The organism is Acidicapsa dinghuensis, from assembly GCF_025685685.1.
Classification (GTDB): Bacteria; Acidobacteriota; Terriglobia; order Terriglobales; family Acidobacteriaceae; genus Acidicapsa; species Acidicapsa dinghuensis.
The window spans coordinates 682972-707602 of record NZ_JAGSYH010000004.1 but is presented as its reverse complement, the minus strand read 5'-3'; the positions used below and the strand labels follow the sequence as shown (position 1 = coordinate 707602).

Here is a 24631-nt window from a genome sequence, read left to right as displayed (position 1 = left end):
ACTGGCCAGGACTAGAGATGGAGGGCTTGAATTGCGGATGTCCGTGAGCGACTCGCGATCACTTGCGAACCATCCGAGAGCTCAATCGTGAATCGGCGGTCTGTCTGTACGGCTCTATGGATGTGATTCAGGTTCACGATATTGGAGCGATGCACTCGCAAGAACGATTGAGGATTGAGCCTCTTCTCAATCTCCCGCAACGGGATATGAATCAGGTATCGCTTGCCCTTCAAGTGAATCGCTGTATAGTCATCGTCGGCTTCGAATCTCAAGACTTCGGAGGCGAACACAGGCAAGGTCTGACCGCGATGTCGCACAAAGAAACGCTCCAGATACGCGCCTTGCAAATTAGCGTCGATACGTTCTTGAATCGTCGGCTCACTTTCAGTTGACCCGAGCCTCTCTGCAACCCGATCGATCGCGACGTTGAACCGCTCTGCTTGAAATGGCTTCAGAAGATAATCGAACGCTCCCAGCTCAAAAGCCGTAAGCGCATAGGTGTCGAATGCAGTTGTAAAGATAACCGCCGGATTCCTCTTAATTCTATGTAGAACCTCCACGCCGGAGCATTCCGGTAACGAGATGTCGAGGAGCACCAGATCGGGAATCAAATCATCGATTAACCGGATGCCGGCGAGACCATCCGTTGCTTCCCCAACGAGGTCGATGTCGGAACGCCTCGCAATAAACGAACGGAGAACGTTGCGAGCAAGAGGTTCATCCTCGACGATGAGCGTGCGCATCATGGATGGTTATCTCTCCCGACCGTTTCGCCAACCGATAAGTTCTCTTCGTCGGACGCGTCTAACGGAAGCACGATTGAAACTGCGAATCCACTTCCGGGTGTTCCTTCTATTTCAAGCGTCGCCGCCCCTTTGCTGTATAGCATCAAGCGTTGCCGCACCGTGCGAATCCCTGTACCAGCGGCGGTTAAGGCTCGCGCCGTCTCTGCTCCGACCCCGTCGTCAGAGACGACGATGGATAGAGCGTTCTGTTCTCGCCTAGCGGTCAAAGTCAAGGTTCCTCTTCTGGATCGCGGAGCAATTCCATGCCGAATCGCGTTTTCAACGAGGGGCTGAATCGTGAGGGCGGGCAACCTGCATTGCAATGCTCCGGGATCGATACAGCGCTCTACGTGTAGACGGTCGCCTAGTCGAAGCCTTTCAAGCGCGAGATACGCCTCGGCAAAATGCAACTCCTCGCGAAGGCTCACATCATCTTCGTTCCTTGCCGGATCGCTTCTTAGCGCGTAACGCAGCATATCGGCTAGTTGTGTGAGGGCCTTCTTGGCGTCCTCCGTGTTCTGATCCATCAAGCCCAGAAGCGAGTTCAAAGTATTGAATAAGAAGTGCGGATTGAGCTGCGCGCGAAGGGCCGCCAACTCAGCTTTCGCCTTGAGTGCTTCCGCAGCTTCACGCCTTCTTTCTTCCTCACGCAGGTTCCGGTTGACTTCCGAAACATAGGTGAAGCCTGCGATGTTTCCATAGACCATGAGGCCGCTGAAGAATTGCCACTGAAGAGCGTACGAGCTGAAGTGCCCGAAGATAAATTTGTGAGAGATGAGCGCGTTACCGAGACTGCTGACCACGAGAACGGCAATCAACCAGGTGAGCGAATAAATCGCCCCGGAGAGAATCTGCAGTGGGTAGAACCAGGGACGGCGATGGAGCCATGGGATTGCCTGACACCATCGCAACGCGGCCAGGCCCAAGAGGAAGGCCGGAGCGATGTTGTAGAAAGTTTCGACTGCGGCTGCACGGCGCAGCGAAGGATTCGCGGCGAACAGAATGTAGTAGCTGATGGCGTAGGGGGACCATGCGGCACTGTACAAGATCCAGAATCGGTAGCGTTTCAGCATCGCATCCCCTTTCTTATTGTGCTCGCTCACGGACCGTGCATGGAAGACATCGGCGAAATCGGCAGTTTGGTCGGTGAATGGGATGAGCTAAGCCCGGTCTTACCCTTGACGCTGTCTGGATAGAATCGTTCTCGCCTCCGTCGTCAACCCAGGTTTGCGATTCATGCGAGATGCTTGCTGAAGAGGTCAACCACGCTCTGGGGGCGGTATCGTCGAAAAACCGTCCAAGGTTCAGTGCATTTTCACGAGCAAACTTCTCACTTCGGGGGACCAACGGTGACACGTACCTACCAGAAGAGGCTCGACAATTGAGCGGAACTTTATTCCCCCCGTCTCCGTACAGGGAAGGAATGGAGGGAACGGAGAGGAATGGTCGTCGCTCGTTTGAAGGCCGGGCTTAAAATGGCGGTCCCTGCCACCGTCTTTGCCATGCTCTGTACATCTTTGCCGCTTGAGCGCAGCTTGGCAGCCCAAACTGGTGAACAAAAGGCAGGAGAGATTAGAGAGCGAATCGTCCAAGTTCAGACCAACGACAATGTTACCGATGCAGGAGCGCTCTTCACTCCGCCGAAAAACGAGGCCAAAGAAATCGCAGTCATTTGGGTACATGGAGCGACGATTAATTTTTATTCTCCAACATACGTTGCGATCAGCCGAGCCCTGGCAAATCGCGGTTTCACCGTTGTCACTGGGAATACCCGGATGCACGATCTTGGGAACGACGAGGCATGGCCAGGAGGAAAGCGAATCCGTGGTGGCACTTATTGGGGAATTCCCAGCGAACAAGTACGGGACATAGCAGCTTGGATCGACTTTGCGCAGCGTCTTGGGTTCAAACACGTCGTTCTCGTAGGCCATAGCGCGGGCGCGAATGCCGCACGTGAATATCAAGCGAAGACACAGGACCCCCGCGTCGCGGGACTGGTGCTGGCTTCAGGAGACGTCCGTCCCGACACCAGGATTCCGCCCCCTGAATGGGTCTCGAAGGCAAAGCAGGACATTAGTGACGGAAAACCGGAAGAACTGGTGCAAGGCCCCTTTCTGAGTGCCGGCACATTTCTGGATCTAGTCAACAGACCACCCGGATTCAAGGATTTTTTTGGAGCTCTGAGCAACGATGCTGGTGTCAGTCGTATCCAGTGTCCACTGCTCGTCCTTTTAGGAACAGACGGAGACGTTGGAAACGAAGAGGATCTGAAACAGATCAAAGCATCAATTGAACGGTTACCTACTCACCCAAGTCGCGTGGATACTTCTTTGATCCAGGGTGCCGATCATATGTATGACGGGCATGAGGACCGCGTGGCCCAGGTTATTGCGAGCTGGTCCGACACACTGCTATCAGCGAACGCGGAAAAAGGCGGAGCTCCCAACAATCCATAAGCAAATAGGAATACCTCGATAAGTGCCTCATACATCGCCAATTCGCTCATCGAGCGAATGTGGATAAGTGATTCGGGCTGTCAGTGCCAGTTGAGAACTTGCATTGGGCAGACAGAATGATGGAGCGACAAGCGACCGGCGTTCGATTTCGGACATCCGTTTACGTGAATGAACAAGATGGGTGAGTTTGTGCCCTATGAAGTGAGGCGTCTCTCTGCCGATCCTGATTCAACTCTGCTTGAGTTCCTTGAGAGCACCAATGATGCAGCAGCAAATTGTGGGCGCTGGGACCGGCTTGCTCTTGAGGTCGCAACAACAGCAGTTGTCTCCTAGGCGATTCGAAATGAGACTCTTGCAGTCTTGGGACGCGTCGACTGGAGCCGGGAGAGTTCGTGAGCGGAGTAGAATCGGGCAAGGAGCATCGCATGGATTACCGGAAAATCAACGTCGAAATCGTCGTATTCGCGGATGAAGCCGATGCAGTTGTTGCGGAGCTGAACTCGGCGATCGACCGGATGGAGGATGCGCACACCATTTTCGGCGGTGATATTGAGGCTGTCCCGATCGAGAAAAGCGTCGCGCGAAGGAAATCTGCGCTCGTACACACTCTGGCTGCAGGTGACGCAGTAGTGGCTGCGGTCAAATTGGCAAGCGACAAGATTGCCGGCGCCTACAGAAGAGTTATTTGACCTGACATGGTTCGTCAGATCGGAACCAAAAACGACTGGGCGTTCGGTCTGGAAACACGATAAGAACTGTGCGCGTCAATTGAGAAGGACCGCCGAATTCCTCTCATTCAACGGACCAGACGGTACAGTCCTTCGTCGCCCGCGTTAGGTTTACGAACTCTCGTCAAGATTTTGTGGGCAAAAAGATCGAAAAACAAGTTCCGTGCCTTCCAGCACGCACGCTGCTCCGGATCAGAATCGAACCACCCGAACGGTCTACAATCCCGCTCGCCACCCAGAGACCCAGCCCGGTTCCATTCTCACCTTTTGTGGTAAAGAATGGTTCAAAGATGCGAAGTATATTCTGCGCAGGAATGCCCATTCCGTTGTCGGCGATGGTCACCCTAACACCCCGAAGCGATCGCTTTTGCCAATGGGCGGCTTTACGAGCCCGGACAGCGATGGCGCCCCCTTCTTCGACGGCCTCTATTGCATTCAGGAGCAGCGTCGAGAGTACCTGGCGAATCTCGCCTGGATAGGTCTTGATCGTCGTACTGCCCACTTGGTATCTCCTTGTGACATTGATCCCCTTGGCATCAATTCGCTTGCGATAAATGCCCAGGACGTTGTCGATCAATTCTCCTAGATCAACGTTGGTTGGGGAGACCGACTCTCTGTAAAAGCTCAGAGACTGTTGAGTAAGATGGCTCACCCGGCGCAGTTCGCTCTCCGCCATCGCCGCATGTGCCTGACCCTGTGCATCCAACCCGGGAGTTTGCGCCAGCATGCTTACCAAATTCGTCACGGCTTGAAGTGGGTTATTTATTTCATGAGCCAGTGTGGCCGCCAGCCGCCCCGCAGCAGCCAGCTTTTCCGATTTGATCAAAGCAGCTTCCGCCATCTTGCGCGCGCTGATGTCACGTGCGATTTTCGATGCACCCACTATCTGACCGTGCGCATCCATGAGCGGTGAAATAGTTAAGGAGACGTCAAGCAACCTCCCGTCCTTGTGCCGACGGACCGATTCGTAGTGAGTGATATGCTCCCCGCGACGGATGCGTTTCAGAATAGCTGCTTCCTCGTCGACCCGATCTCGCGGCATCAACATCGTGATGGGCTGCCCGATGGCTTCCTTCTCTTTATATCCGAAAAGCAGTTCCGCACCGCGATTCCAAGTCTGGATAATTCCATCAAGGTTCTTGCCAATGATAGCGTCGTCTGAGCATTCGACGATGGCAGCCAGCCTTGCGAGGTCCATCTCTGTGTTCTTGCGTTCAGTGATGTCCTCGATGGCCAGCAAAATCATCGGCTGCGATTGGTCTAATTGGACGAGTCGTCGCGCGTTCAGAAGCATCTTCCTGTGGCCGATGCTTTCAAAGTCGTGGTTCACTTCAAAGTCCGTTACGATTTCCCTTTTGGGCAATACTCGGTCCAGCAACTTGCGTAGCTCCGGGATATTCCATTGGCCGTTGCCAAGCTCATAGAGCATCCTGTTGACGGTCTGCTCTAATGAAACCTCGAAGGTGCTCAGAAAAGATTCATTCACCGCAACCACTCTCTGCCCGTGGTCGAGGACCAGCAGTGGCTCCCGCACCGTGTCGATGATGCCATGGAAGAATGCCGCAGATTTCGCCAGTTGTTGGTTGGCAGATTTGATTGCGTGGATGTCCTGCACCGCCAACACCACGCCATCGATCTTGTTGTCCTGCGTCCGGTAGGGCAGGATGCTCAATCCGTGCCAGTGGCCTTCGAGGTCCCGCACTTCGCGCTCGATCGGCTGCAGAAGGTCCAAGACTTTTGCAATCTGCAGTTCGAGATCGTGAGATGTCATGTCGGATGCTTCGATATTGAGCTTGATATCGGCAAATGGTCTTCCGAGATCGGCAGGACGTGTCCTGAACAGGTTGGACTCCGCCGGCGTGATCCGTCGTATGTGAAGCTGTCGATCGAGCATGACGACCGGAATCCGCGTGCTGTTCAGAAGGTTCGAAATGTCGTTGTTCAAGTCGTGCAGCTCGTTGTTCTTGTTATGGAGCTCAGCATTCAGCGTACCCAGTTCCTCGTTGGCCGATTGCAGTTCTTCCTTCGAGGTTTCCAACTCCTCGTTCGTGCTCTGCAACTCCTCATTCGCGGAGAGAATCTCCTCGTTAGCAGACTGAAATTCCTCTTTTAGCGAGTCTTCGGATTCAATCGCGGAGCGCAGGGCATCGCGCGTACCAGCAAGCTCCTGGTTCAGTCGTTTGGATTCCTGATCATTCTCTCTGCGGCCTTTGGTTTTGCGTTCAGAAGTGGCATCGAGGGCCTGGGTCCATTGCGAGGTGACATCATCGAACAGAACCAGGAAAAAGTGCTTCTCCCGGGACTCGTTCTCTGTCGGTCTCTTCTCTCCTAGCGGCGTTATCGAGAGGTTCAGCATCCGCTTCTGTCCGCTCTCGAAGAACGCGATGCCGCTTTTTCTGGCGATTCCACCCTTTTTCTTCGCACTGAGAATCAAGGCGCGCAGCTCAATAGCCAGGCCATTCCGCGCCAGTTTCAAAACATTCACGCTGGGTCTGCCCGGCGGAGGCGCAAGATACGGCGCTGTTTGGCCGCGGAACTGGACAACTTCCATATCGCGGTTAATTACCACGCCGACAGGAGCGTGTTCCCGCAATACTATGCGGTCGGCCTCGGCCTGTATATCCACTTCATCCTTGTCGCTCGGCTGGACGTCGCGCACCTTGCCGGGGATACTGATCCCACTTTGCAGGGGATAATAGCTCTGGACAAAGTCGTAGTGTAGCCGTGATGCGATGGGCTTCTTGGCATAAATCTTGTGCTTCTTGTCCACCGTGGAGAACAGCTCGGGGAATGCGGAGACGCTTTCCGAGCTACCCAATATAAGAAACCCAGAAGGCTTCAACGCATAATGCAGGATGGGAATAATCTTCTTCTGCAAAGCCGGCTGGATGTAGATGAGCAGGTTGCGGCAAGCGACAAGGTTCATCTGCGAGAAGGGTGGATCGTTCGCCAAGTTTTGCCGGGCAAAAACGCACATATCGCGCACTGCTTTGTTGACGCGGTATCCACCCTCCACCTTGACGAAGAAGCGCGCGATGCGCCCCGGCGAGATCTCGTCTGCGATGCTTTCCCGGTAGACGCCGGCGCGCGCCTTTTGAATGCTTTTATCGTTGAGGTCGGTGCCGAAGATCTGCACCTGGAAACTGGAGGCTCGGTCACCCAGGCACTCCAGCAGGATCATGGCCAACGAATAGGTCTCCTCGCCCGTCGAGCATCCCGGCGCCCATATCCGGATCACGCCCTTGTTGCCCTTGTCCTTCACGATGGCTGGAAAGACCTGAGTTTTCAAAGTCTCGAAAGCCTCAAAGTCGCGGAAGAAGCTGGTCACGGGGATGAGCAAGTCGTCGTACAGCTTCTGACCTTCTTCAGCGTGCTCCTTCAGATAGTCGGCGTAGTCTCGAAGTGAGTCGATCTTGAGCAGCAGCATGCGACGCAAGGCTCGGCGGTGAATCGTGTTCGGTTTGTATTGGCTGAAGTCGACGCCGCTTGCCTTACGGAGTTGAGCAAGGACCGCGCTGAAATCTCTCGCGTGAGAAGACGGAGCTACGGATTCATCCAGTTCTCTGCCTTGTTCCTCTTTAGCTGACTCTTCAACAGCAGGCTTCTCTGCGCTTAGATCCTCAACATCTTGTTTTTCCGCACGCACGTAGGGATGGTGCTGGATACGCCGCAACTCTGTCGCTATGTCTCTTGGCGCAAGAATGAAATCGGCGCATCCGGAATCGATGGCGCTTCGCGGCATTCCATCATATTTCGCAGTGGCCGGGTCCTGGGCGAAAGTGATGCCCCCTTCCGCCTTGATGTTCTCCAAGCCCGCAGTGCCATCGGCGCCTGTGCCCGAAAGAATGATCCCAATGGCGCTCCCTTTTCGCTCCTCGGCGAGAGACCTCATGAAGAAGTTAACCGCGAGATGCTGCCCCGCCGCTTTGCGCCGCGGCGACAGTTGAAAGACGCCGTCTGACAACGCCATCAGGGAATTGGGCGGAATGACATAAACGTGGTTGGAACGGATGGAAGCACCCGATCGGACCTCCTCGACTGGCATCGTCGTAGCCTTCGCTATGATTTCCGTCAACATGCTTTCGTGGCTCGGGTCCAGGTGCTGGATCAGCACGAACGCCATCCCGGTGTCGGACGGCAGTGCATGGAAAAATTCTTTGTATGCTTCGAGGCCCCCCGCTGAAGCTCCCACGGCGACTACAGGAAAAAGATTCATCACCTTGGCGGTTTCTTTCCGCTTGCGCGGGGGGAGCGCGGAGGCTGGGGTTTTGGACGGACGGGATTTCATCTTCGCTTTGCTCCTGCTTCTCTCGCTGTATCTTGCAGCGCGCGAAGTTCTGAATCCCTATGCCGAAGAGACTGATTGGCCTGAGGATATCGTACAGAATCCCTGGGGGCAGGGGGCCGAAAGGAGAACGGATGGAAACTGACAGACTTGGCAGACAAGGGCTGATGGGATCACGGCACTCCCCTGCCGTGAGATTGGTTCAATCGGGGATGTGCGGAACTGACAAGGGCGGATTGCGGGAGCGTTTCGAGGCGTTTGATACTCACAAGACTCCTCCAGCGGTAGGAGTCATCAGCCTGGAAGGCGGTTAAAGGTGGACACCATCACCCACGCGAATTGGAACTATAAGCTTGATTCATAAAGCCTTACTTGTCAAGACACAACCTCTACGGGCCTGGTGAAGGACAGCAAATCACAAGCTTGCTCGCTCAGGAGTGATTGAGTCTCGTAAGCGACGGCGTCACTGCGATGTGCGCTCCCAACCAAAGTTCCGGAACATCGATTGATCAACGTATCAGTGGTTTCGATATCGCCCAATATCAATTAGCGCTCATCAAAAGGATTTAAGCTCCTGCGATCTTTGCTCGGTATCGGAGCACCGTTAAGTCTCAGGATGAACCTTCGCCGCAGGCTGAAATCGAGATTGACAGGTGTTTTACAATTCGCTATGCTCGATCATCGATATATCGATCATCGAGCAGAGCATGCCAAAGCGAAAACTCGACCCTCTGCCCTCGGCCGCGTTTCAGATTCTGCTTTCGCTCGCCGATGAAGACCTCCACGGCTACGGAATTATGCGAAAGGTGGAGGGACAAACGAACGGTCGCATGAGGCTGGGGCCCGGAACGCTTTACAGCTCCATCCAGGCACTGCTGGAAGATGGCCTGATTGAAGAAGTGATTCGGAGCAGGTCTGCGCGGGGTGGCGATGAGCGGCGCCGTTTTTATCGCATCACTTCGTCCGGTCGAAAGCTCGCACGCTCTGAAGCTGAGAGGCTGGCCGACTTGCTTCGCGTAGCACGAGCCAGGAAGATTCTCGGAGGCGAATATGTCTGAGAGGATATACGCCTGCCTGCTGCGTCTCTATCCAGCTTCGTTCCGCGAAGCCTACGGCGATGCTGCGATGGAGCTCTTCCGCGAACGCCTCGAAGATGAACGAGGATTCTGGTTGCAGTTGCAGCTCTGGCTCGATGTGCTGTTCGATCTTGTATCGTCAGTTCCGCGAACACACCGTTGCAGCCGGCGGGCGCTCGTCCACGGATCGGCACAGAAAGTTTGCGGGTCACCTTCGTTCGATGTTCTGGAAGACGCCCCCCTGCGACCGAGCGCAATCCTTTTCGGAGGCGCCCTGGCTTTAGCCGGGTTGAGCGGATTATCTGTGCTGATCGGCCGCACTGACGCATACAGGCCGTTGCTTGCAGAAACGCACAGTGCAGTCGCATCGCGCCGATTGAATTCACTTTTGACGGGAAAGCCCCCGCTACTTGGCTCCGACGACGACCCGGATCAGGCTCGAATGGCCGGTGTTCCAGGAGAGCCCCAACCTCGCTCAAAACCGCAACTGATCGAGGCACTCTTTCTGGTCGCGCCTGCAGAGACGAAGCTTGACGCTGCGGAACGCGACCGCGTCGTCGAGGCGGCCGCAAACAATCTCAAAGAGCACTACTTCGATCGAGGCGCGGCACAGAGGATGGCAGCGGCCCTGCTTTCCCATGAGAAAAATGGCGATGACAACTCCACCACGGACGGCTCCGCCTTTGCGGACCTGCTGACGAAGCAGATGCGAGAGGTAGGCAAAGATCCGCACCTGATGGTCACCTGGAGCGCGGAGCCGTTTCCGGCCGGACCACCCGCACCTCCGCCCGGAGCCATCGAGCGCTACCATGAAGCACTACGGCAGAACAACTGCACGTTCGAGAAGATTGAGATATTGCCGAACAACATCGGTTATCTCAAACTCAACTCGTTTCCGGACACTTCCGTCTGTGAATCAACGGCGGTAGCCGCGATGGCGCGTTTGAATAACGTAGATGCGATCATCTTCGATCTGCGCGATAACGGGGGCGGCTATCCCGAGATGGTTTCACTCCTCGCGTCTTATCTCTTCAATCACCCGGTTGATTGGTACGATCCGCGGAGCGATACGAGCGGGCCATCGCGGACGCAATCTCCTGTTCCAGGAAGCCGATTTGCAGACAAACCGGTCTACATACTGACCTCGGGAAGAACGATATCCGGCGCTGAGCAGTTCTGTTACAACCTGAAGATGCTGAAGCGCGCAACGCTGGTCGGCGAGACAACGCACGGCAGTGCACATATCGGCAACTTCTTCCGTCTCGACGATCATTTTGGGATGGGTATCCCGGAGACGAAGCCGGTCAACCCGTATGGAAGACCGGATTGGGAAGGCACCGGCGTTGAGCCGGATGTGAAGGTCAGCGCCGCTGACGCACTGGAGACAGCGGAGAAGCTGTTGCAAAACAATGCGAGTCAAGAAGAACAATAGGGTCGTTCAATCCCTTCTACAAAATGAAGCACGGCCACGGTGGCCTATCTTTGCGGACGACAAATCGCCGAGTCACGTTTCCAGACCGCAGCTGTTCTGGAAACGTGGTTTGGCCTGTAATCATCCACTGAGGCAGGCACACTCTCACCCGCGCAGGTTCTGGAGCAGTGTCATCACGGGCGCGTCGAATTTCCGGTCGGAAATGTCTCGGCAGGAATTGAAGACGAGGCGCAACGGAAGCCTAGATCGCGGTGGCGAAGATCGGGCGGCGCGCTCATCCGACCCGACACTCGCACATCCCGCGAGATGTTATAAAACGATCCGCCTTTGAGGATGTGCTCGCCGGGCCCTCTACCGGCGCCCTGCACCCATTCCCAAACATTTCCTAACATGTCGTACAATCCGTATCCATTTGGCAGCTTTGTCGCTACGGGATGGGTGCTGTCGCTGCTGTTCGCGTCGTACCACGCATAGGTCCCCAACGGTTGTTTGGGCAGTTCTGGAGTTCCTCCGTAGGCAGCCCATTCCCACTCGTACTCTGTCGGCAGCCGCATACCGATCCGGCTGCAGTAGGTTGACGCATCCTGCCACCCGACGCTGTCGACTGGGCGCTTGGCGCCCTTGTAACGCGAGGGGTCGGCATGCATGACCTGCATATATGCCGCCTGGGTCACCTCGGTGCGGCCGATCCAGAAACCTTGGCCGATTGAGACCTTCTCGCGGTGTCGTTCGAGACCATAGCAATCCACATCACCGGGCAGACAGCCCGTGTAGTAGCTGCCGGGCGGTATCCATTGATACGTCAGGCCGTCGCGGAACTTGATCTTGGAAGAGCCGTCGGGTGTTTCGGGAAGAGCAGCGATACAAACCGCCTCAATCACCGCTAGGCCCAATATGCAGAGCCCCCTCTTAAACTCAAAAACCACATTGCGATGTACCCTCCCGCGCGTTGGTGAAACAGGGAGGCAGTCTCCGCCTTCGAGCACACGGCGCGTTTGGCAGCTCCCAGGATAGGTCATAATACAACTTACGCCTCATCGCCAATTCGCTCATCGACAGAATATGGATGAGTGACTCGGCTGTTGTTATCGACGGTTGACATCCCGGATGACTAAGGCCAGACTCACTTCGTGTTCCGCTGGCTCTTGACGAAGACCTCTATATCTCGCACAACATCAGCTTCGTTGCTTCGAAAAATGTAGTGGTCTGCGTCAGCGATTCGAATAATCTGCGCATGAGGAACTTGAGTTTCGAAGGCCTTCACCTGATCTTCCATGGTGCGTCTGAATGGGGGCGAATGGGGGACGTTGAAGATCGCAAGCACGGGAACCTGAATTCGGGTGTACTCTCGCTGCCCATCGAGAACAGCGACGCTGACGGGATTGTCTATAGGATTAGGTTTGGAGAGTTGAGCAAGGTCGTCCTTTCGCTGTTGAAGGTCGCTTTCGACCTTTTGAACCTCTTTGAGCAGGTCGTCAACCTCTTGGGGCTCCCTCGGAAGCGTGCCAATATGCAATCCGACCAGTTGCGTTCGTAGCGCTATGCTGTCAAGGACCAGATCTCCGTGTGTCTCATCGTAAAGTGCGTATGGATACCCGGCATCGATGTATATCAGAGCTGAAACCTTGTCCGGATGACGGGTTCCGACCGAGCTCAGCACCTCACCAGCAACGGAATGTCCAGCAAGGATTGGACGATCAAGCCTCAGAGTGTCGATTACCGCGACAACGTCGTCTCCAAGCCGATCGGCAGAATAGTTTAGAGGTTCTGGTGGCGGCGCGCTCGATGTACCAAAACCACGGGGAGTGATTCCGAAAACGTGATACCTGAGCGTGAGCTTAAGTGCGAAGCTGTCGAAGACGTGCGCGGTGTCGCCTAAGCCCGGGAGAAGAATGAGCGGTTGTCCCGCGCCTCCCCAATCGAGAACTTCCAACTTAACGTTCTTTTCCACGCGGACATAATGAACCTTGTGAGGACTGGAATCGATTTGGGCTTGAACAGCTCCGACAAAACACAAGGCGGCGACGATCAAGATCCAGTTTCTGAACGACTTCAATTTGCACGCTCCCAGGAGGCGAGGTTTAACGAAGCGCAGCGGGACCGACCCTAGATGGCTCTCTCACATGGCCTCATCAGTTGTCCAGCAATCCAACTGCCGAAGCACGCTGTCCTATCTCTTTGAAAGGAACGTCTCGCGCTAGCTATTCGCTGCAGTTCTGCGCACGACTCCGTGCGCCACCGTTCGCAATTGGACAGAACGCCGATGAGTTCATTATCGCCAAGGCGCATTTCCAGGCAATCTCGGTCTGCAAACGTGCGTTCGCCTGTTGTCGCCACGTGATGTTGAAGTTGTCGACGATTCTTTCTAGGAAATCAGCTTTCGCCTTAGTAGCAGGGGCATTGCAAGTTACTCATTACAGATCGGCTCGGCAGACTGTCCGTCTCGTTTCTGGACCTTCTCGGAAGTGCTTCTATCGAGCCTGATTTGACAAGTGCGGCCGATTACAACCACAATGTAGTTCTTATTATGCTTGGAGAATTCGAATACCTCATCCTTACAGTTGCCGCCACGCTCGATGAAGACGCCTACGGCGCTGCCATCCGACTGCAGATCGAGCAGAAGACGGGGCGCCGATGCTCCATTGGGGCACTCTACACGACCATTGAACGGCTGGAAGCCAAGGGCCTGCTCAAAACCTGGATGGGCGATGCCACACCGCAACGCGGAGGCCGCTCCAAACGCATGGTGCGCGTCACGCCAGAAGGCACCCGCGCCGCCAAACAGTTTTACGAGGCCATTACGAAGATCAGCGTCGGGGCGGCCTGGGCCTCGCATCGGCCTGGAGCAAAAGTATGAACCGCGCGATTCTCGATCTCGTCGCGGTTCTGCTCCCACCCTGCGACCGCGAAGTCATCCTCGGCGACCTTGCTGAATCCAGCGCATCCCTCGTGTCTTCGCTGTTCGCAATCATTGGCTTCGCACTCCGTCGTCAGATGCTCTGCTGGCTATCGTGGCAGCCGTGGCTTGCTGCGATTGGTCTTGCTGCGACCACAACATGGTTGCTCATGAGCAATTCTCTGGATGTCGCCCTGGGCGCAATGCAATGGTACCGCGCACCTGCTTCCTGGCATTATGCGTCCCAACACCTGACGGACTTCACGTTCTCTCTTCTGCGGCTTTCTGCGGCTGCATGGTCTGCGGGGTTTGCTGCAGCTCGAATTTCACGCAGAACAGTTTGGGGCAGCATGCTGGTACTTGTTGGCCCCTCGATTCACTGTTTCAGATTGTTCCACGTAGAGACTCGCGTGGGTGATCACATCATCCAGCTCTCGCCATTCGTCCTGTTTCTTTATCTGCCGTTGATGGCTTTCGGCATACGCGCCGGGCTGCGTCGCCTGCGCCCACGCCCCTGGCCGGCGCTGCTGTTGATCATTCCCTACTGCGTGCAGTTGATTCTCATGACGAAAATCCAGCACGGGCCAACCTTTATCTTGTTGACTCTCATCCTGCTCTGGCCATGCTGGTATCTCGTATGGCTGACACTTCCCTCGATTCGCCATAACAAAGAAGCCTACTCGCTATGATTCGCGCTCCTCGCCTATTTGCAATCGCCGCGGCTTTTTTCTTGCTCGCCGTTTCGTCCTTCGCTGCAGACTCCGGCACTCTCGTGGACCGGGAAATTCACTCGGAGAATCTCACCCACAATCTCATCGGAGTCGATCCCACGCGCAAGCTCACCATCTATCTGCCGCCCGGATACAACACCTCCACGCAGCGTTATCCGGTCATCTATTTTTTGCCGAACCCCTTTGGCGGTCATCACGATATCTTCGATCAGCACCACGCCGCCGAACTCTTCGACCGCGCCATTGCCGCCAATCAGATCGGCAAATTCATTCTCGTCTCCGTAGACATGCGGACGCCCTTCGGCAGCACCTGGTACGTCAACTCGCCCGTCACCGGCAACTGGCAAGACTTTTACATCCGCGACCTCGTGCCCTACATCGACGCCAACTTCCGCACTCTCGCCACGCGCAATTCGCGCGCCCTGCTCGGCGACTATATCGGTGGCTACGGCGCACTTCGCTTCGGCATGGCGTATCCCGACATATTCAGCGTCGTCTACGCCATGCATCCCGTCGGCACCGGTTCCGGCGTACAAATGCTCGTTTCGCGCCCTAACTGGTCCGCCATCGCTAACGCAAAATCGCTCAGCGACCTGAACAGCGACGGCTTCACGCCCATCTTTGCCAGCATGTTTCAGGCGCATCTGCCCAACCCCGCCAAAGCGCCGCTCTATTTCGATCCGCCCGCGCATCTCATCAACGGCAAGCTCGTCATCGACTCCGCACAGATGGCCCGTCTGCGCGATAACTTGTTCATTGAATCCCTTATCCCAAAATACGCCGACAATCTCAAATCTCTCCACGGCCTGAAAATTGACTGGCCCCGCAGCGACGGCATATGGGACCATGTCTTCGCTAACGAGGCTCTTACCTACAAGCTCAATGAGTTCGGCATTCCGCACGAAGCGGAAGAGTTCAACGGCACGTGGATGAACGGCACATCGGGCGGCGATCCCTACTGGGACGGCGCTGATAGCCGTGTCTACAACGAAGTTTTGCCCTTCTTCCGCAATCATCTCGACTTCTAAGAATTTCTCCGCAAAGAAAACCCCACTCAGCCCATATCGATTCAGGCTCGCATCCGGCGGTAGCCCGATACAAGGGAACTGGTGATGGCGACTTGGCTGAGAACTTCCATTGCGTAGAACAATGAATGAAAAAGGGATCGCCATAATGGATACTCGGTGTCAAAACGAAAAGATGACGATGAGCCGTCGGGACTTTGGTATCGCAGCTTGCGGCACTACGCTCGCGCTTATGTTGCCGTTGGACACGGCGGCGCAACCTGGCCCTTCGCAAGCCGGTGGAAAGGAGTCCGAAGCGATCGATCCTGCCTCTCTAGTGGATCCGGAACTCTTACCGTTCTTACAGCCATTTATTGCGGCAGCCGCGAAGGAGCCGCATCCGGTTCGAACTCTCGCGAGTTATCGCACCGAATCCGCAGAAGCGCAGGAAAAATATGCTTTCAGCCCGTCGCCTCCTGTTGAAGACCGGACGGTATCCGGACTTCCGGGACAGCCCGATGTGCGCGTCTTTATCGTTGGTGCGGCACCAGGAAAACGGAAGCCTGCGATGTTGCACCTCCACGGAGGCGGCTACATAATTGGTCATGCAGGCGATGCTGTTCCCAACATGCAGAAAGCCGCGACTCGGTTCGGATGCGTGGCGATGAGCGTCGACTATCGGCTTGCACCGGAGACGCCTTTTCCTGGTCCTCTTAATGACAACTACGCCGCCCTGTTGTGGCTTCACCGCCACGCCGCAGAACTCGGTGTCGATCCTGACCGAATCATCGTGGCCGGAGAGAGTGCCGGAGGAGGTCATGCGGCGATACTGGCGATCGCGGCTCGCGACCGTGGAGAGGTGCGTCTACGCGCTCAAATTCTGACTTACCCGATGCTCGATGATCGCACAGGCACATCTCGTCCCGTTCCTCACCATATAGGTGCATTCGTTTGGCGCCCAGAAGACAACCGCCTCGGTTGGAGTTCGATGCTGGGACAACCCGCAGGAGGGGACACCGCGCCCTCCGGCTCAGTCCCAGCACGTGTGGTCGATCTTCGGGGACTACCTCCTACCTTCATTGGGGTCGGCTCTCTTGATCTCTTCGTTGAGGAAGACATGGAGTATGCACGGAGGTTGTTGGACGCAGGCGTTCCAACCGAGTTGTACGTGGCACCTGGCGCATATCATGGCTTCGAAGCCTTCGTCCCAGAGGCCGAGGTGTCGATGATCTTTCGCGAGGCGCGGGACGGAGCAATTCGGCGAGCATTTTCGACCTGAACAAGATAGCTAGATCGTCCTCCGGCAGCGACTCGCTGCTGGATCGGCGCTTCACTATAAGCGAACTCGCGTAGACATCCAGTCCGACCATGAAAATGCCGTCCCGAAGAGGCTCCGCCAAGAATTGCCCCGTGTCACTATCATTCGGCACGCAGAGTCTGCATCGGATCCATTCGCGACCCACGATGTGCTGGTACCCAAACCGCGATCAGCGCGACGCAGCTCAGAAGCATTGGCACCGTCAGAAATACAGCCGGATCCCAACTCTTCACCCCGAACAAAAAGGTCGCTATCAGGTGGGTAATAGTCAACGCCGCACCCACTCCAATGACTGCTCCAGCAAGCGCCAAACGCATCCCTTGCCAGATCACCATATTTCGGATTTTTTCGCGATCCGCTCCGAGCGCCATTCTGACACCGATCTCCTGCGCTCGCTGTTGGACGGAGTAGGCCATCAGCCCGTAAATGCCGACCGCTGCCAAAAGCAATGCCGATACGCTAAAGATGGAGAGCAATTGCATGTCGAAATTCTGCAGTGCGATCGAGCGGGATACGATGTCCCGCATGGTGCGAGTTTCCGAGGTTGGAATACCTCCGCTAGCCTCGAGCAACTGCTCTTTGACACTTGCGTTGAGCTGCTGCGGCTCGACGCTCGTGCGCAACACCCAGTGGATGGGTTCCATGCGATCGCTGATGTCCGTTATGCCGTCCGGAACCTGTGCCTGCGGAACGATCGCCATCGGCTGAACAGTCGCGTCTAGCCCATCGGTCAAAACATCTCCCACGATTCCGACCACCTCACGCGGCCGATCGGCGAACATCGGCGGCATTCCTTTTCCCAATAGGATCTGCTGGCCCAGCGGATTCTGCCTGGGCCAAAACATCTTGCCCATCGTTTGGTTAATGATCACGACTGGAGGCGATGTTCCGCTGTCGTTCTGGTTGAAATCTCTTCCGCGAAGAAGCGGTATCTCGAAGACCGAAAGGTATCCGGGCGAAACAGCGAGCCACTGGGTAGAGCCTGTATTCGGCGCGCTTCCTGCCGGCCGTCCCAGGACATCTACCGGAATCCGATGCACTGCTTGCAAGGGTAGAGAAGCGGTCGTAGCGGAGTTCATTACCCCGGGGAGTGCGTTTATCCGTTGGCGAGCTTCGCGCACCAGCTGCGCCACGGGAGCGGTCTGGTGAAAGCGTGGCCCGGTCAGCGCCATTTGCATTGTAAGGACGTTGTGCGAACTGAACCCCGGATTGACGGACTGGAGCGCGATGAATGTTCGGATAAACAGCGCAGCGCATACTGTAAGCACAACCGCCAGCGCTGCCTCACCGACTACGAGCAACGCTCTGGCTCGTTGCTGATGAAAACCAGTTCCCGCGGCCCGGCCGCTCTCTTTCAAGGCGGTGCTTAGATCGAAGTTAGATGCACCGCGCGCGGGAGCCAGACCGAAGGCCAGACCTGTGAGCACAGACAGAGTCAAGGTAAAGGCGAGTACACGCCAATCCAGCCCGACCGCTGAGCCGTTGACGCCCAGGCGAGGTATATCTCCCGAACTAACCGTCAGGAGCAGACGCACGGCCAGTTCGCCTAGCCCGAGCCCCAGCAAGCCGCCGATCAGCGAAAGCAGCACGCTCTCCGTCAGCAACTGACGGACGATTCTCCCTTGCGACGCTCCCAGCGAGGCGCGGATGGCGAACTCGCGCTTGCGGCCTGAGGCGCGAATCAATTGCAAACTGGCCAGATTCGCACAAGCAATCAAAAGGACGAAACCGACCCCTCCAAGCAAAAGCAGCAGAGAAGAACGTGAATTGCCTACGATGGCATCTTGCAGCGGGCGCACGACGAAGTACATTCGCCGATTTACCGCTGGGTATCTGCGGCGAAAGTTGACCGCCGCAAGCTTCAACTGAGCGTTCGCTTGAATAAGGGTGACACCCGGTTTCAGTCTGCCCACTACTCTGAAAAACGGCGTAACATCCGTGCTGTTGGGATCAGCCTGCAAGGGCAGCCAAAGGTCCGCCCCAAGTTCTGTCTGAAATTGCTGGCCGGCTACGCCGATCACGGTGTAGGGGTCGCCGCCCAACGAAATGCTCTTGCCCAAGATGCTTGGATCCGAAGCAAAGTGATTCTTCCACAGGTCATAACTCAAGACTGCTGTCCGGCCGCCGTTTAGATTTTCCTCTACCGTAGTAAAGGTCCGCCCGAGGACTGTTTGCGCTCCGAATAAATGAAAATAGTTCTCCGTAACGTGAAGCCCATGGACCACCTCGGGATGGTCGCCCGCAAGGTTCAAACCAACGCTATCCGTATCTGAGGCCGAGAGATCCTGAAACAGGTTGCTCTGCTCCTGCCAAAAGTGGAATTCAGGAATCGAGACGGCCGAGAACTCTCTCTGTCCATCGGTCTCAAAGAAGAGAGCGAGGCGGTCCGGATCGGGATAGGCGAGCGGTTTGAGAAGAACAGTGTTGACCACGGAGAAGATAGCGGTGGTCGCGCCAATCCCCAATGCGAGCGTGGCCAACGCGGTTAGAGTGAAGGCAGGCGATGCCATGAATTGTTGCAATGCAAGCCTCAGGTCCGCCCACACGCTTTCCAGTTTCGGCCATTGCCACACTTCACGGCTGCGCTCTTCAATTCGCGTCACGTTGCCAAATTCAAGCCGCGCCGCTCGCGAAGCCTCTTCCCGCGACATGCCCTTCTCCATCAAGACTTCGATCTTTTCTTCCAGGTGCTCTTGAATCGACTGAGAGACTTCGGCGTAAAGACGATCGCGACGGAAGATTCGATTCAGCCAGTCCATGAGGACATCTCCTAGGTTTTGCTGATCGCCAGCACTCGGTTGATCCCGGCAAACATCCTCTCAACGCTGGAGCGCTCCTGTTCCAGGTGTTTTCTGCCCAGCGCCGTAAGCTTGAAGATTCGTACCGGCCGGTCCCTGGCGGAAATGCCCATTGCGGATTCCAGCCAACCTGCCTTCAACATGCGCTGCAAGGCGGGATAGAGAGAACCTTCCTCGATTTGCAGCAAATCGTCGGACAGGTTCTTGATGTGCTGGGCAATGGCATATCCATGCATCGGCTTGGTGCGGAGCGTCTGCAAGATCATTATTTCCAGGGCCCCTGGAAACAGGTCGCGGTGTTGAGAGTCTTTCGTCATGCAGCACGTTGATACTCTATTCGAAAGACTATTGTCAAACCAGCCTATTCCCCGGTTACGCAACACAAAGGCCACACATCGGTCCCCAGCAGTCTCGTATTTACAGATAAGCCGCGGTGCGAATGGCCGAATCACCGGCTTCATGAACGGTGATCTTTGGCGATTGAGTCGCTACCAAGCTCTCGGCGAGTGGTACATCGCCAATCTCCTCATCGAGGGAATCTGGATGAGCGCCAGGGCCTGTGTGTAACGGCTAAGACTCAGAGCGAGAATTCGCGTCTATCAAGGCACGGGAAGAACGCCCCGAGGCCGTCACTTCCTCGCCTGCACCGTCTGGTATTGAGCGGCTGACGAATACCCCTAAATATCTCCGCACGAAGGTGCTCCAATGAATCGTCGTTCGTTTCTCATTTCGACCGCTGCCGCAGGGGGCTCGTTAATATTGCGGTCCTGGGCGATGGGCCGAGACTCGTCGCACGCTATGCAATCTTCCCATGCGTCCGAGCAATCGGATGCGATTCGCACTGCCGCATCGCGCTTCGTGCGAACACTCGCACCAGAGCGTCAAGCCGGGATCCTTTACCCATTCCCTTTCCATGAGACGCCCATTATGGCTAAGTTCACCAGACAAGGTGGACCGGGTGGTCCAGGCGCAGGTGGCGGTCCTGGCCCTGTTGGTCCCGGCGGACCAGGTGGACCGAGCGGTCCTGGTGCACCAGGCGGACCGGGAGGCTTCGCTTTTGTTGGCGAAAAGTATGGACAGTCGGTGTGGACAAACTTCCCAGTCAGTGATGTGCCACGGCCGGGACTCCGGATGGGCGGACTGACCGTCACCGAGCAGGACGCCGCTCATGGACTGCTGAAAGTCGTTCTCAGCCCGATGGGCTATCAGAAGGTGCTCGACATCATGGCTGCTGATCAGACGCTGGACGATGCGGGCACACCGTACGCCTCCGGTTACGATGCCTACACCGTCGCGCTCTTCGGCCAGCCGGTAGCGTCTTCGCCTTGGATGCTGCAGTTCGGCGGCCATCACCTGGGGCTGAACGTCACATTCGTGGGAGACAAAGCCGTTTGTGCTCCGCTCCATACGGGTATCTTGCCATCCAAGTTTGTGAAGAACGGGAAAACCATCCGAGGACTGGGCCGCGAGAACGACAAGGCGTTCGATCTGGTGGCCACGCTCACGCCAGATCAACTGAAAGCTGCCACGATTGACCATGACGTGAGCGACCTTGTCTTCGGCCCCGGCCACCCCGACGTGAAACTCGCTCCTGAGGGCCTGCTCGGCTCCGCTATGTCTGAAAAGCAGCGAACGATCCTGTTCAGCCTGGCCAGCGAATGGGTTGGCATATTCAACGATGCCCATTCCGCACAGCGCCTCGAAGAAATTCGACGATTGCTGCCCGATACACGGTTCGCGTGGAGCGGACCGACGACACATGAACCGGATATGAATGGCGAATCATACTTCCGCCTCCATGGTCCCAGCATCCTCATCGAGCATGCCCCACAAGGTAACCAGGGTGGATACAAGCTCCACGTTCACACCGTGATGCGCGACTTGGGCAACGACTACGCGAAGCAGCTAGTTTAGCCCGATTGTAGAGATTTCAACTGCATTGGCAGGCTCAGGAGCTACCCTGGTCGGGATCGTGCTGTTCTTCACGGCGGCGATGAGGGACTTCGCGATATTTCAGTGTCACGCATTCGCAGTTGAGAATCAGCAGCTCCTCGGGCCGGACAGTGACCTGCGTCTATGTCTCCACGTTCCTTCAGAGCTTCATTCGCTTGAGGTCTGCGGCCAGTTCCGGCCCGATTCCGCTAAAGGCGGCCGTTATTTCACGAGCCCGGCTCAGTGCCGTCTCGACATTTGGCAGAATGTTCTCCTCGCCGACGCGATTCACGAACTCCGATCCGGCAAGCAATTCTGCAGGCTGTTCGCGAGCCCCGCATAGCAGCAGAGTACGCCCCGATTTGTGCAGACGTCCCGCGAAGGTCTCGATAGCATGAAGCCCAGTCGCATCGAGGGCGGTCATATTCCGCAGCCTCAGAATCACAACCGATGGAAGAAACCGCAGCTCTCGTGTAGCCTCCACTAGCTTCTCCGTCGTGCCGAACAGAAAGGGACCATGAATGCGCAAGATCGTCACATCCGGTGGAATCTCTTTGTCATGCAGGATGTGGACACGTCCGTCGCGTAGGTATTCCTCCGTGACAGGAGCGACAGTCGTGGTTTCGGCGATCCGATAAATGTAAAGCAGCGCCGCAAGCGCCATCCCCACTCCAACGGCGACAGTCAGATCGGCAACAACAGTCAAAGTGAATGTAACCAGCCACACCGCGATGTCTGTCTTCGCCAGCCGGAGGATGGACGAAATCTCCCGCCACTCCCCCATATTCCAAGAGACGACGAACAGCACCGCGGCGAGTGTCGCTAGTGGCACAAAGCGTGCCAGCGGCGCTGCGACCAGCAGGATTGCCAACAGGGTAAGAGCATGGATCATCCCAGAGATCGGCGTGCGTGCACCGGACCGGATATTGGTTGCAGTACGCGCGATCGCTCCGGTTGCGGGAATGCCGCCGAAGAGCGGTGAGACGAGGTTGGCCACGCCTTGCGCGATCAACTCAACGTTCGAATTGTGCTTGTCTCCACTCATCCCATCAGCGACAACTGCAGAAAGTAGGCTTTCTACTGCAGCCAACATTGCAACCGTGAACGCCGAAGGTAGCAGCGGAAGCAGGTGTTCGATACGCAGATGCGGAAATGTGAAAGGAGGAAAGCCCTGCGGAATTCCTCCGAAACGCGTGCCGACCGTCTCGACTGGAAGATGCAGTAGCGGTACCGCGAGAGTCGCGACAAACAGTGCAATGATCGATCCAGGGATGCGTTTATTCCAGCGTGGCCAGAGCAGGATGATCGCGAGAGAAAGAGACGCCAGCGTCACTGTCTGCCATTGGATCGTGCCTAGATGCGCTACCAGCACCTCCATCCGCTTGAGGAATTCGCTGGGCACCGCTGGCGTGCGGAGGCCAAGAAAGTCTTTGACCTGGGTCGAGGCAATCAACAGCGCAATGCCGTTGGTAAACCCGATAATCACGGGCCTCGGGATAAACTTGACCGCTGTTCCGAGGCCGGTCGCTCCCATCACCACTAGGAGTACGCCAGCAATCAGTGTGACCAATGAGAGGCCCGAAATGCCAAATTTCGCGATGATGCCTGCGACGATGACAACAAACGCTCCAGTCGGCCCTCCGATCTGAGTTCGTGAGCCTCCCAATGCCGAAATCAGGAAGCCTGCGACCACAGCGGTGTACAGGCCGGCCTGCGGCGTTACCCCTGATGCAATACCGAAGGCCATCGCGAGTGGTAACGCGACAAGCCCAACCGTGATCCCCGCGACTAGATCATGGGTAAACTGCTCGGCGGTATAGCCACGCAGGCAGAAAATCGACCGAGGCAGCCAATCTTCTTTCCTGATCATTTCGAGGCTTCAACCTCCTCGAGCATGGTCAGGACTTCGCTCAGATGTTTCTGGAAGTAAGCGCGCATCAGGTCCAGGACCTGAATAATCAGGGGATCCCGCACGGAATAAAAGACCTGATTGCCCGCCTTCCTATTGACAACGATTTGTTTCGCCCTGAGCACCGCAAGATGCTGAGAAACATTGGCTTGTTCCATTCCAAGCCTTTCAATGATGGTTCCTGCGGCGAATTCTCCACCTCGGAGCTGCTCGAGGATCGCGATCCGGGTGGGGTGAGCAAGGGCCTGGAAGAACTCGGCTTTCAAGCGTCTTAGAGTCTCGGGCATTCAATTATATTAGCATATTCGATTGTTAATATATACTCTCGACGTCTTTCTCAAATTCGGGAATCTCTGGTCCGAACCGAGGTGATTCACATCACATTCGCTTCATCGATTCCCTCATATCCTTCCGCTACCTTTTGCCGAAGCATCTTGCTTCGCCAACTCGCTTGACCTTGTGCTTGAGAATTGGAGGTCTGCCAACCGAGATGGACGAGCTGCGAACAGTTCGTATGGTGATCCAGCAAGTCGGACTTGAGAAGCCGACGTATCACCTAGTCATTTACGGCGATCAGGAAAAGCCGCGGCATTCAGAATTCTTGAACGTTGACCGTCTCTTGGAGGCTCTGCGAACTGCTGTGCCCAGCCTCGATCTCTCCGGGTACTCACTCAACCCGGTGAGAGACGGCCTCGGTTCCATTGTCTTTGCCGGAGAACTGTTATTGAGCGCGACACAAATTGCCGCTTTGGGACTATCGTGAGTCGTTGGAGGAGTTTGGCTCGATAATGACAACCGCCGTCGAATGAACGTAGCTTGTGGCGATAATGAGTCATATGGCTCCGTTGATCTGCCTGGTCACCAGCTTTCTCCTATTTCTCCTTATGGGTCTCTTTGTTCCGTATTTCGCAGACTGGCATTACGCGCTCCGCGCGGCATTGGGCGCCATGTTCCTGCTGACTGCCTCTGCGCATTGGGGACCGCGGCGCCCAGACTTGATACGCATGGTTCCGCTCGGCGTCGGGAATGCAGGAGTCTGGATCACCATGACTGGCTTGGCAGAAGTTGCACTTGCCATCGGATTGCAGATTCCGCAACTAGCCAAATGGTCAGCCTGGGCTGGGATCGTCATGCTCTGCTGCCTCTTCCCGGCAAATCTAAGAGCGGCAAGAGAGCACCTTACAATCGGCCGAAAGCCGGTCTTGCCGACTCTGCCACGGTGGACTAGCTGGAATCGGAACAGCAAGGTCGGGACTCTGGGTTCTGGCTGCTGCTTTCGCC

20 protein-coding genes and 1 riboswitch are annotated in these 24631 nt (G+C 56.1%); of the genes, 11 read left to right on the top strand and 9 right to left on the bottom strand.

Features of this window, described 5'->3' with window-relative positions; genetic code table 11:
* Positions 1-11: 11 nt before the first annotated feature.
* Together OHL22_RS13890 and OHL22_RS13885 are read right to left on the bottom strand one after the other, a co-directional pair.
* On the bottom strand, positions 12-746 hold the full coding sequence (locus OHL22_RS13890; protein WP_263338400.1) for a LytR/AlgR family response regulator transcription factor: 735 nt from the start codon (positions 744-746) through the stop codon (positions 12-14).
* Positions 743-1858, bottom strand: coding sequence for a sensor histidine kinase (locus tag OHL22_RS13885; RefSeq protein WP_263338397.1), 1116 nt, complete (start codon positions 1856-1858; stop codon positions 743-745). The genes OHL22_RS13890 and OHL22_RS13885 overlap by 4 nt, the downstream gene beginning before the upstream one ends.
* Positions 1859-2227: 369 nt before the next feature.
* Between OHL22_RS13885 and OHL22_RS13880 the strand changes: the two genes are divergently transcribed.
* The 3 genes from OHL22_RS13880 (at position 2228) to OHL22_RS13870 (ending at position 3930) form a co-directional block, all read left to right on the top strand.
* Positions 2228-3241 carry an alpha/beta hydrolase gene (locus tag OHL22_RS13880; protein WP_263338394.1) on the top strand — a complete coding sequence of 338 codons (1014 nt, stop codon included), beginning with the start codon at positions 2228-2230 and terminating at the stop codon, positions 3239-3241.
* A 168-nt stretch (positions 3242-3409) separates the two neighbouring features.
* Entirely contained in the window at positions 3410-3574 is a 165-nt protein-coding gene (locus OHL22_RS13875) for a DUF5996 family protein (RefSeq protein WP_317890897.1), read from the top strand.
* A 92-nt stretch (positions 3575-3666) separates the two neighbouring features.
* A complete protein-coding gene (locus OHL22_RS13870) occupies positions 3667-3930 on the top strand; it encodes a hypothetical protein (protein ID WP_263338392.1) in 264 nt (87 codons plus the stop codon).
* Between the two features lie 163 nt (positions 3931-4093).
* Here the strand turns inward: OHL22_RS13870 and OHL22_RS13865 are convergent, their stop codons facing one another.
* Entirely contained in the window at positions 4094-8185 is a 4092-nt protein-coding gene (locus OHL22_RS13865; protein WP_377819481.1) for a chemotaxis protein CheB, read from the bottom strand.
* 347 nt (positions 8186-8532) lie between these two features.
* A riboswitch (Fluoride riboswitch) is annotated at positions 8533-8594 on the bottom strand.
* A 367-nt stretch (positions 8595-8961) separates the two neighbouring features.
* Here OHL22_RS13865 and OHL22_RS13855 point away from each other — a divergent pair.
* On the top strand, positions 8962-9312 hold the full coding sequence (locus OHL22_RS13855) for a PadR family transcriptional regulator (protein WP_263338390.1): 351 nt from the start codon (positions 8962-8964) through the stop codon (positions 9310-9312).
* Positions 9305-10762, top strand: coding sequence for a S41 family peptidase (locus tag OHL22_RS13850; protein ID WP_263338388.1), 1458 nt, complete (start codon positions 9305-9307; stop codon positions 10760-10762). The genes OHL22_RS13855 and OHL22_RS13850 overlap by 8 nt, the downstream gene beginning before the upstream one ends.
* 173 nt (positions 10763-10935) lie before the next feature.
* Here the strand turns inward: OHL22_RS13850 and OHL22_RS13845 are convergent, their stop codons facing one another.
* Positions 10936-11655, bottom strand: a complete 720-nt coding sequence (locus OHL22_RS13845) for a formylglycine-generating enzyme family protein (RefSeq protein WP_263338386.1) — start codon at positions 11653-11655, stop codon at positions 10936-10938.
* 230 nt (positions 11656-11885) lie between these two features.
* On the bottom strand, positions 11886-12818 hold the full coding sequence (locus OHL22_RS13840) for an alpha/beta fold hydrolase (protein ID WP_263338383.1): 933 nt from the start codon (positions 12816-12818) through the stop codon (positions 11886-11888).
* Between the two features lie 429 nt (positions 12819-13247).
* Between OHL22_RS13840 and OHL22_RS13835 the strand changes: the two genes are divergently transcribed.
* From OHL22_RS13835 to OHL22_RS13820, 4 genes are all read left to right on the top strand, one after another.
* Positions 13248-13619, top strand: a complete 372-nt coding sequence (locus OHL22_RS13835) for a PadR family transcriptional regulator (RefSeq protein WP_263338332.1) — start codon at positions 13248-13250, stop codon at positions 13617-13619.
* Positions 13616-14347 (top strand): hypothetical protein, encoded by a 732-nt coding sequence (locus OHL22_RS13830; RefSeq protein WP_263338329.1) that lies wholly within the window; start codon positions 13616-13618, stop codon positions 14345-14347. The genes OHL22_RS13835 and OHL22_RS13830 overlap by 4 nt, the downstream gene beginning before the upstream one ends.
* Entirely contained in the window at positions 14344-15417 is a 1074-nt protein-coding gene (locus tag OHL22_RS13825) for an esterase family protein (RefSeq protein WP_263338327.1), read from the top strand. The genes OHL22_RS13830 and OHL22_RS13825 overlap by 4 nt, the downstream gene beginning before the upstream one ends.
* Before the next feature lie 178 nt (positions 15418-15595).
* Positions 15596-16672 (top strand): alpha/beta hydrolase, encoded by a 1077-nt coding sequence (locus OHL22_RS13820; RefSeq protein ID WP_263338324.1) that lies wholly within the window; start codon positions 15596-15598, stop codon positions 16670-16672.
* A gap of 140 nt (positions 16673-16812) precedes the next feature.
* Here OHL22_RS13820 and OHL22_RS13815 read toward each other — a convergent pair whose 3' ends face one another.
* Positions 16813-19470: an ABC transporter permease gene (locus tag OHL22_RS13815; RefSeq protein ID WP_263338320.1), complete on the bottom strand. Its 2658-nt coding sequence runs from the start codon at positions 19468-19470 to the stop codon at positions 16813-16815.
* 11 nt (positions 19471-19481) lie between these two features.
* Positions 19482-19826 carry a PadR family transcriptional regulator gene (locus OHL22_RS13810; RefSeq protein WP_263338317.1) on the bottom strand — a complete coding sequence of 115 codons (345 nt, stop codon included), beginning with the start codon at positions 19824-19826 and terminating at the stop codon, positions 19482-19484.
* A 610-nt stretch (positions 19827-20436) separates the two neighbouring features.
* Between OHL22_RS13810 and OHL22_RS13805 the strand changes: the two genes are divergently transcribed.
* Entirely contained in the window at positions 20437-21423 is a 987-nt protein-coding gene (locus tag OHL22_RS13805) for a DUF3500 domain-containing protein (protein ID WP_263338314.1), read from the top strand.
* A 178-nt stretch (positions 21424-21601) separates the two neighbouring features.
* Here the strand turns inward: OHL22_RS13805 and OHL22_RS13800 are convergent, their stop codons facing one another.
* The gene (locus OHL22_RS13800) at positions 21602-23311 is read right to left on the bottom strand and encodes a SulP family inorganic anion transporter (RefSeq protein WP_263338311.1); all 1710 of its coding nucleotides are present in this window, start codon (positions 23309-23311) and stop codon (positions 21602-21604) included.
* Positions 23308-23616 carry an ArsR/SmtB family transcription factor gene (locus tag OHL22_RS13795; protein ID WP_263338309.1) on the bottom strand — a complete coding sequence of 103 codons (309 nt, stop codon included), beginning with the start codon at positions 23614-23616 and terminating at the stop codon, positions 23308-23310. The genes OHL22_RS13800 and OHL22_RS13795 overlap by 4 nt, the downstream gene beginning before the upstream one ends.
* A 224-nt stretch (positions 23617-23840) precedes the next feature.
* Here OHL22_RS13795 and OHL22_RS13790 point away from each other — a divergent pair, with 224 nt between their 5' ends.
* Positions 23841-24113, top strand: coding sequence for a hypothetical protein (locus tag OHL22_RS13790; RefSeq protein WP_263338306.1), 273 nt, complete (start codon positions 23841-23843; stop codon positions 24111-24113).
* Positions 24114-24631 lie beyond the last annotated feature (518 nt).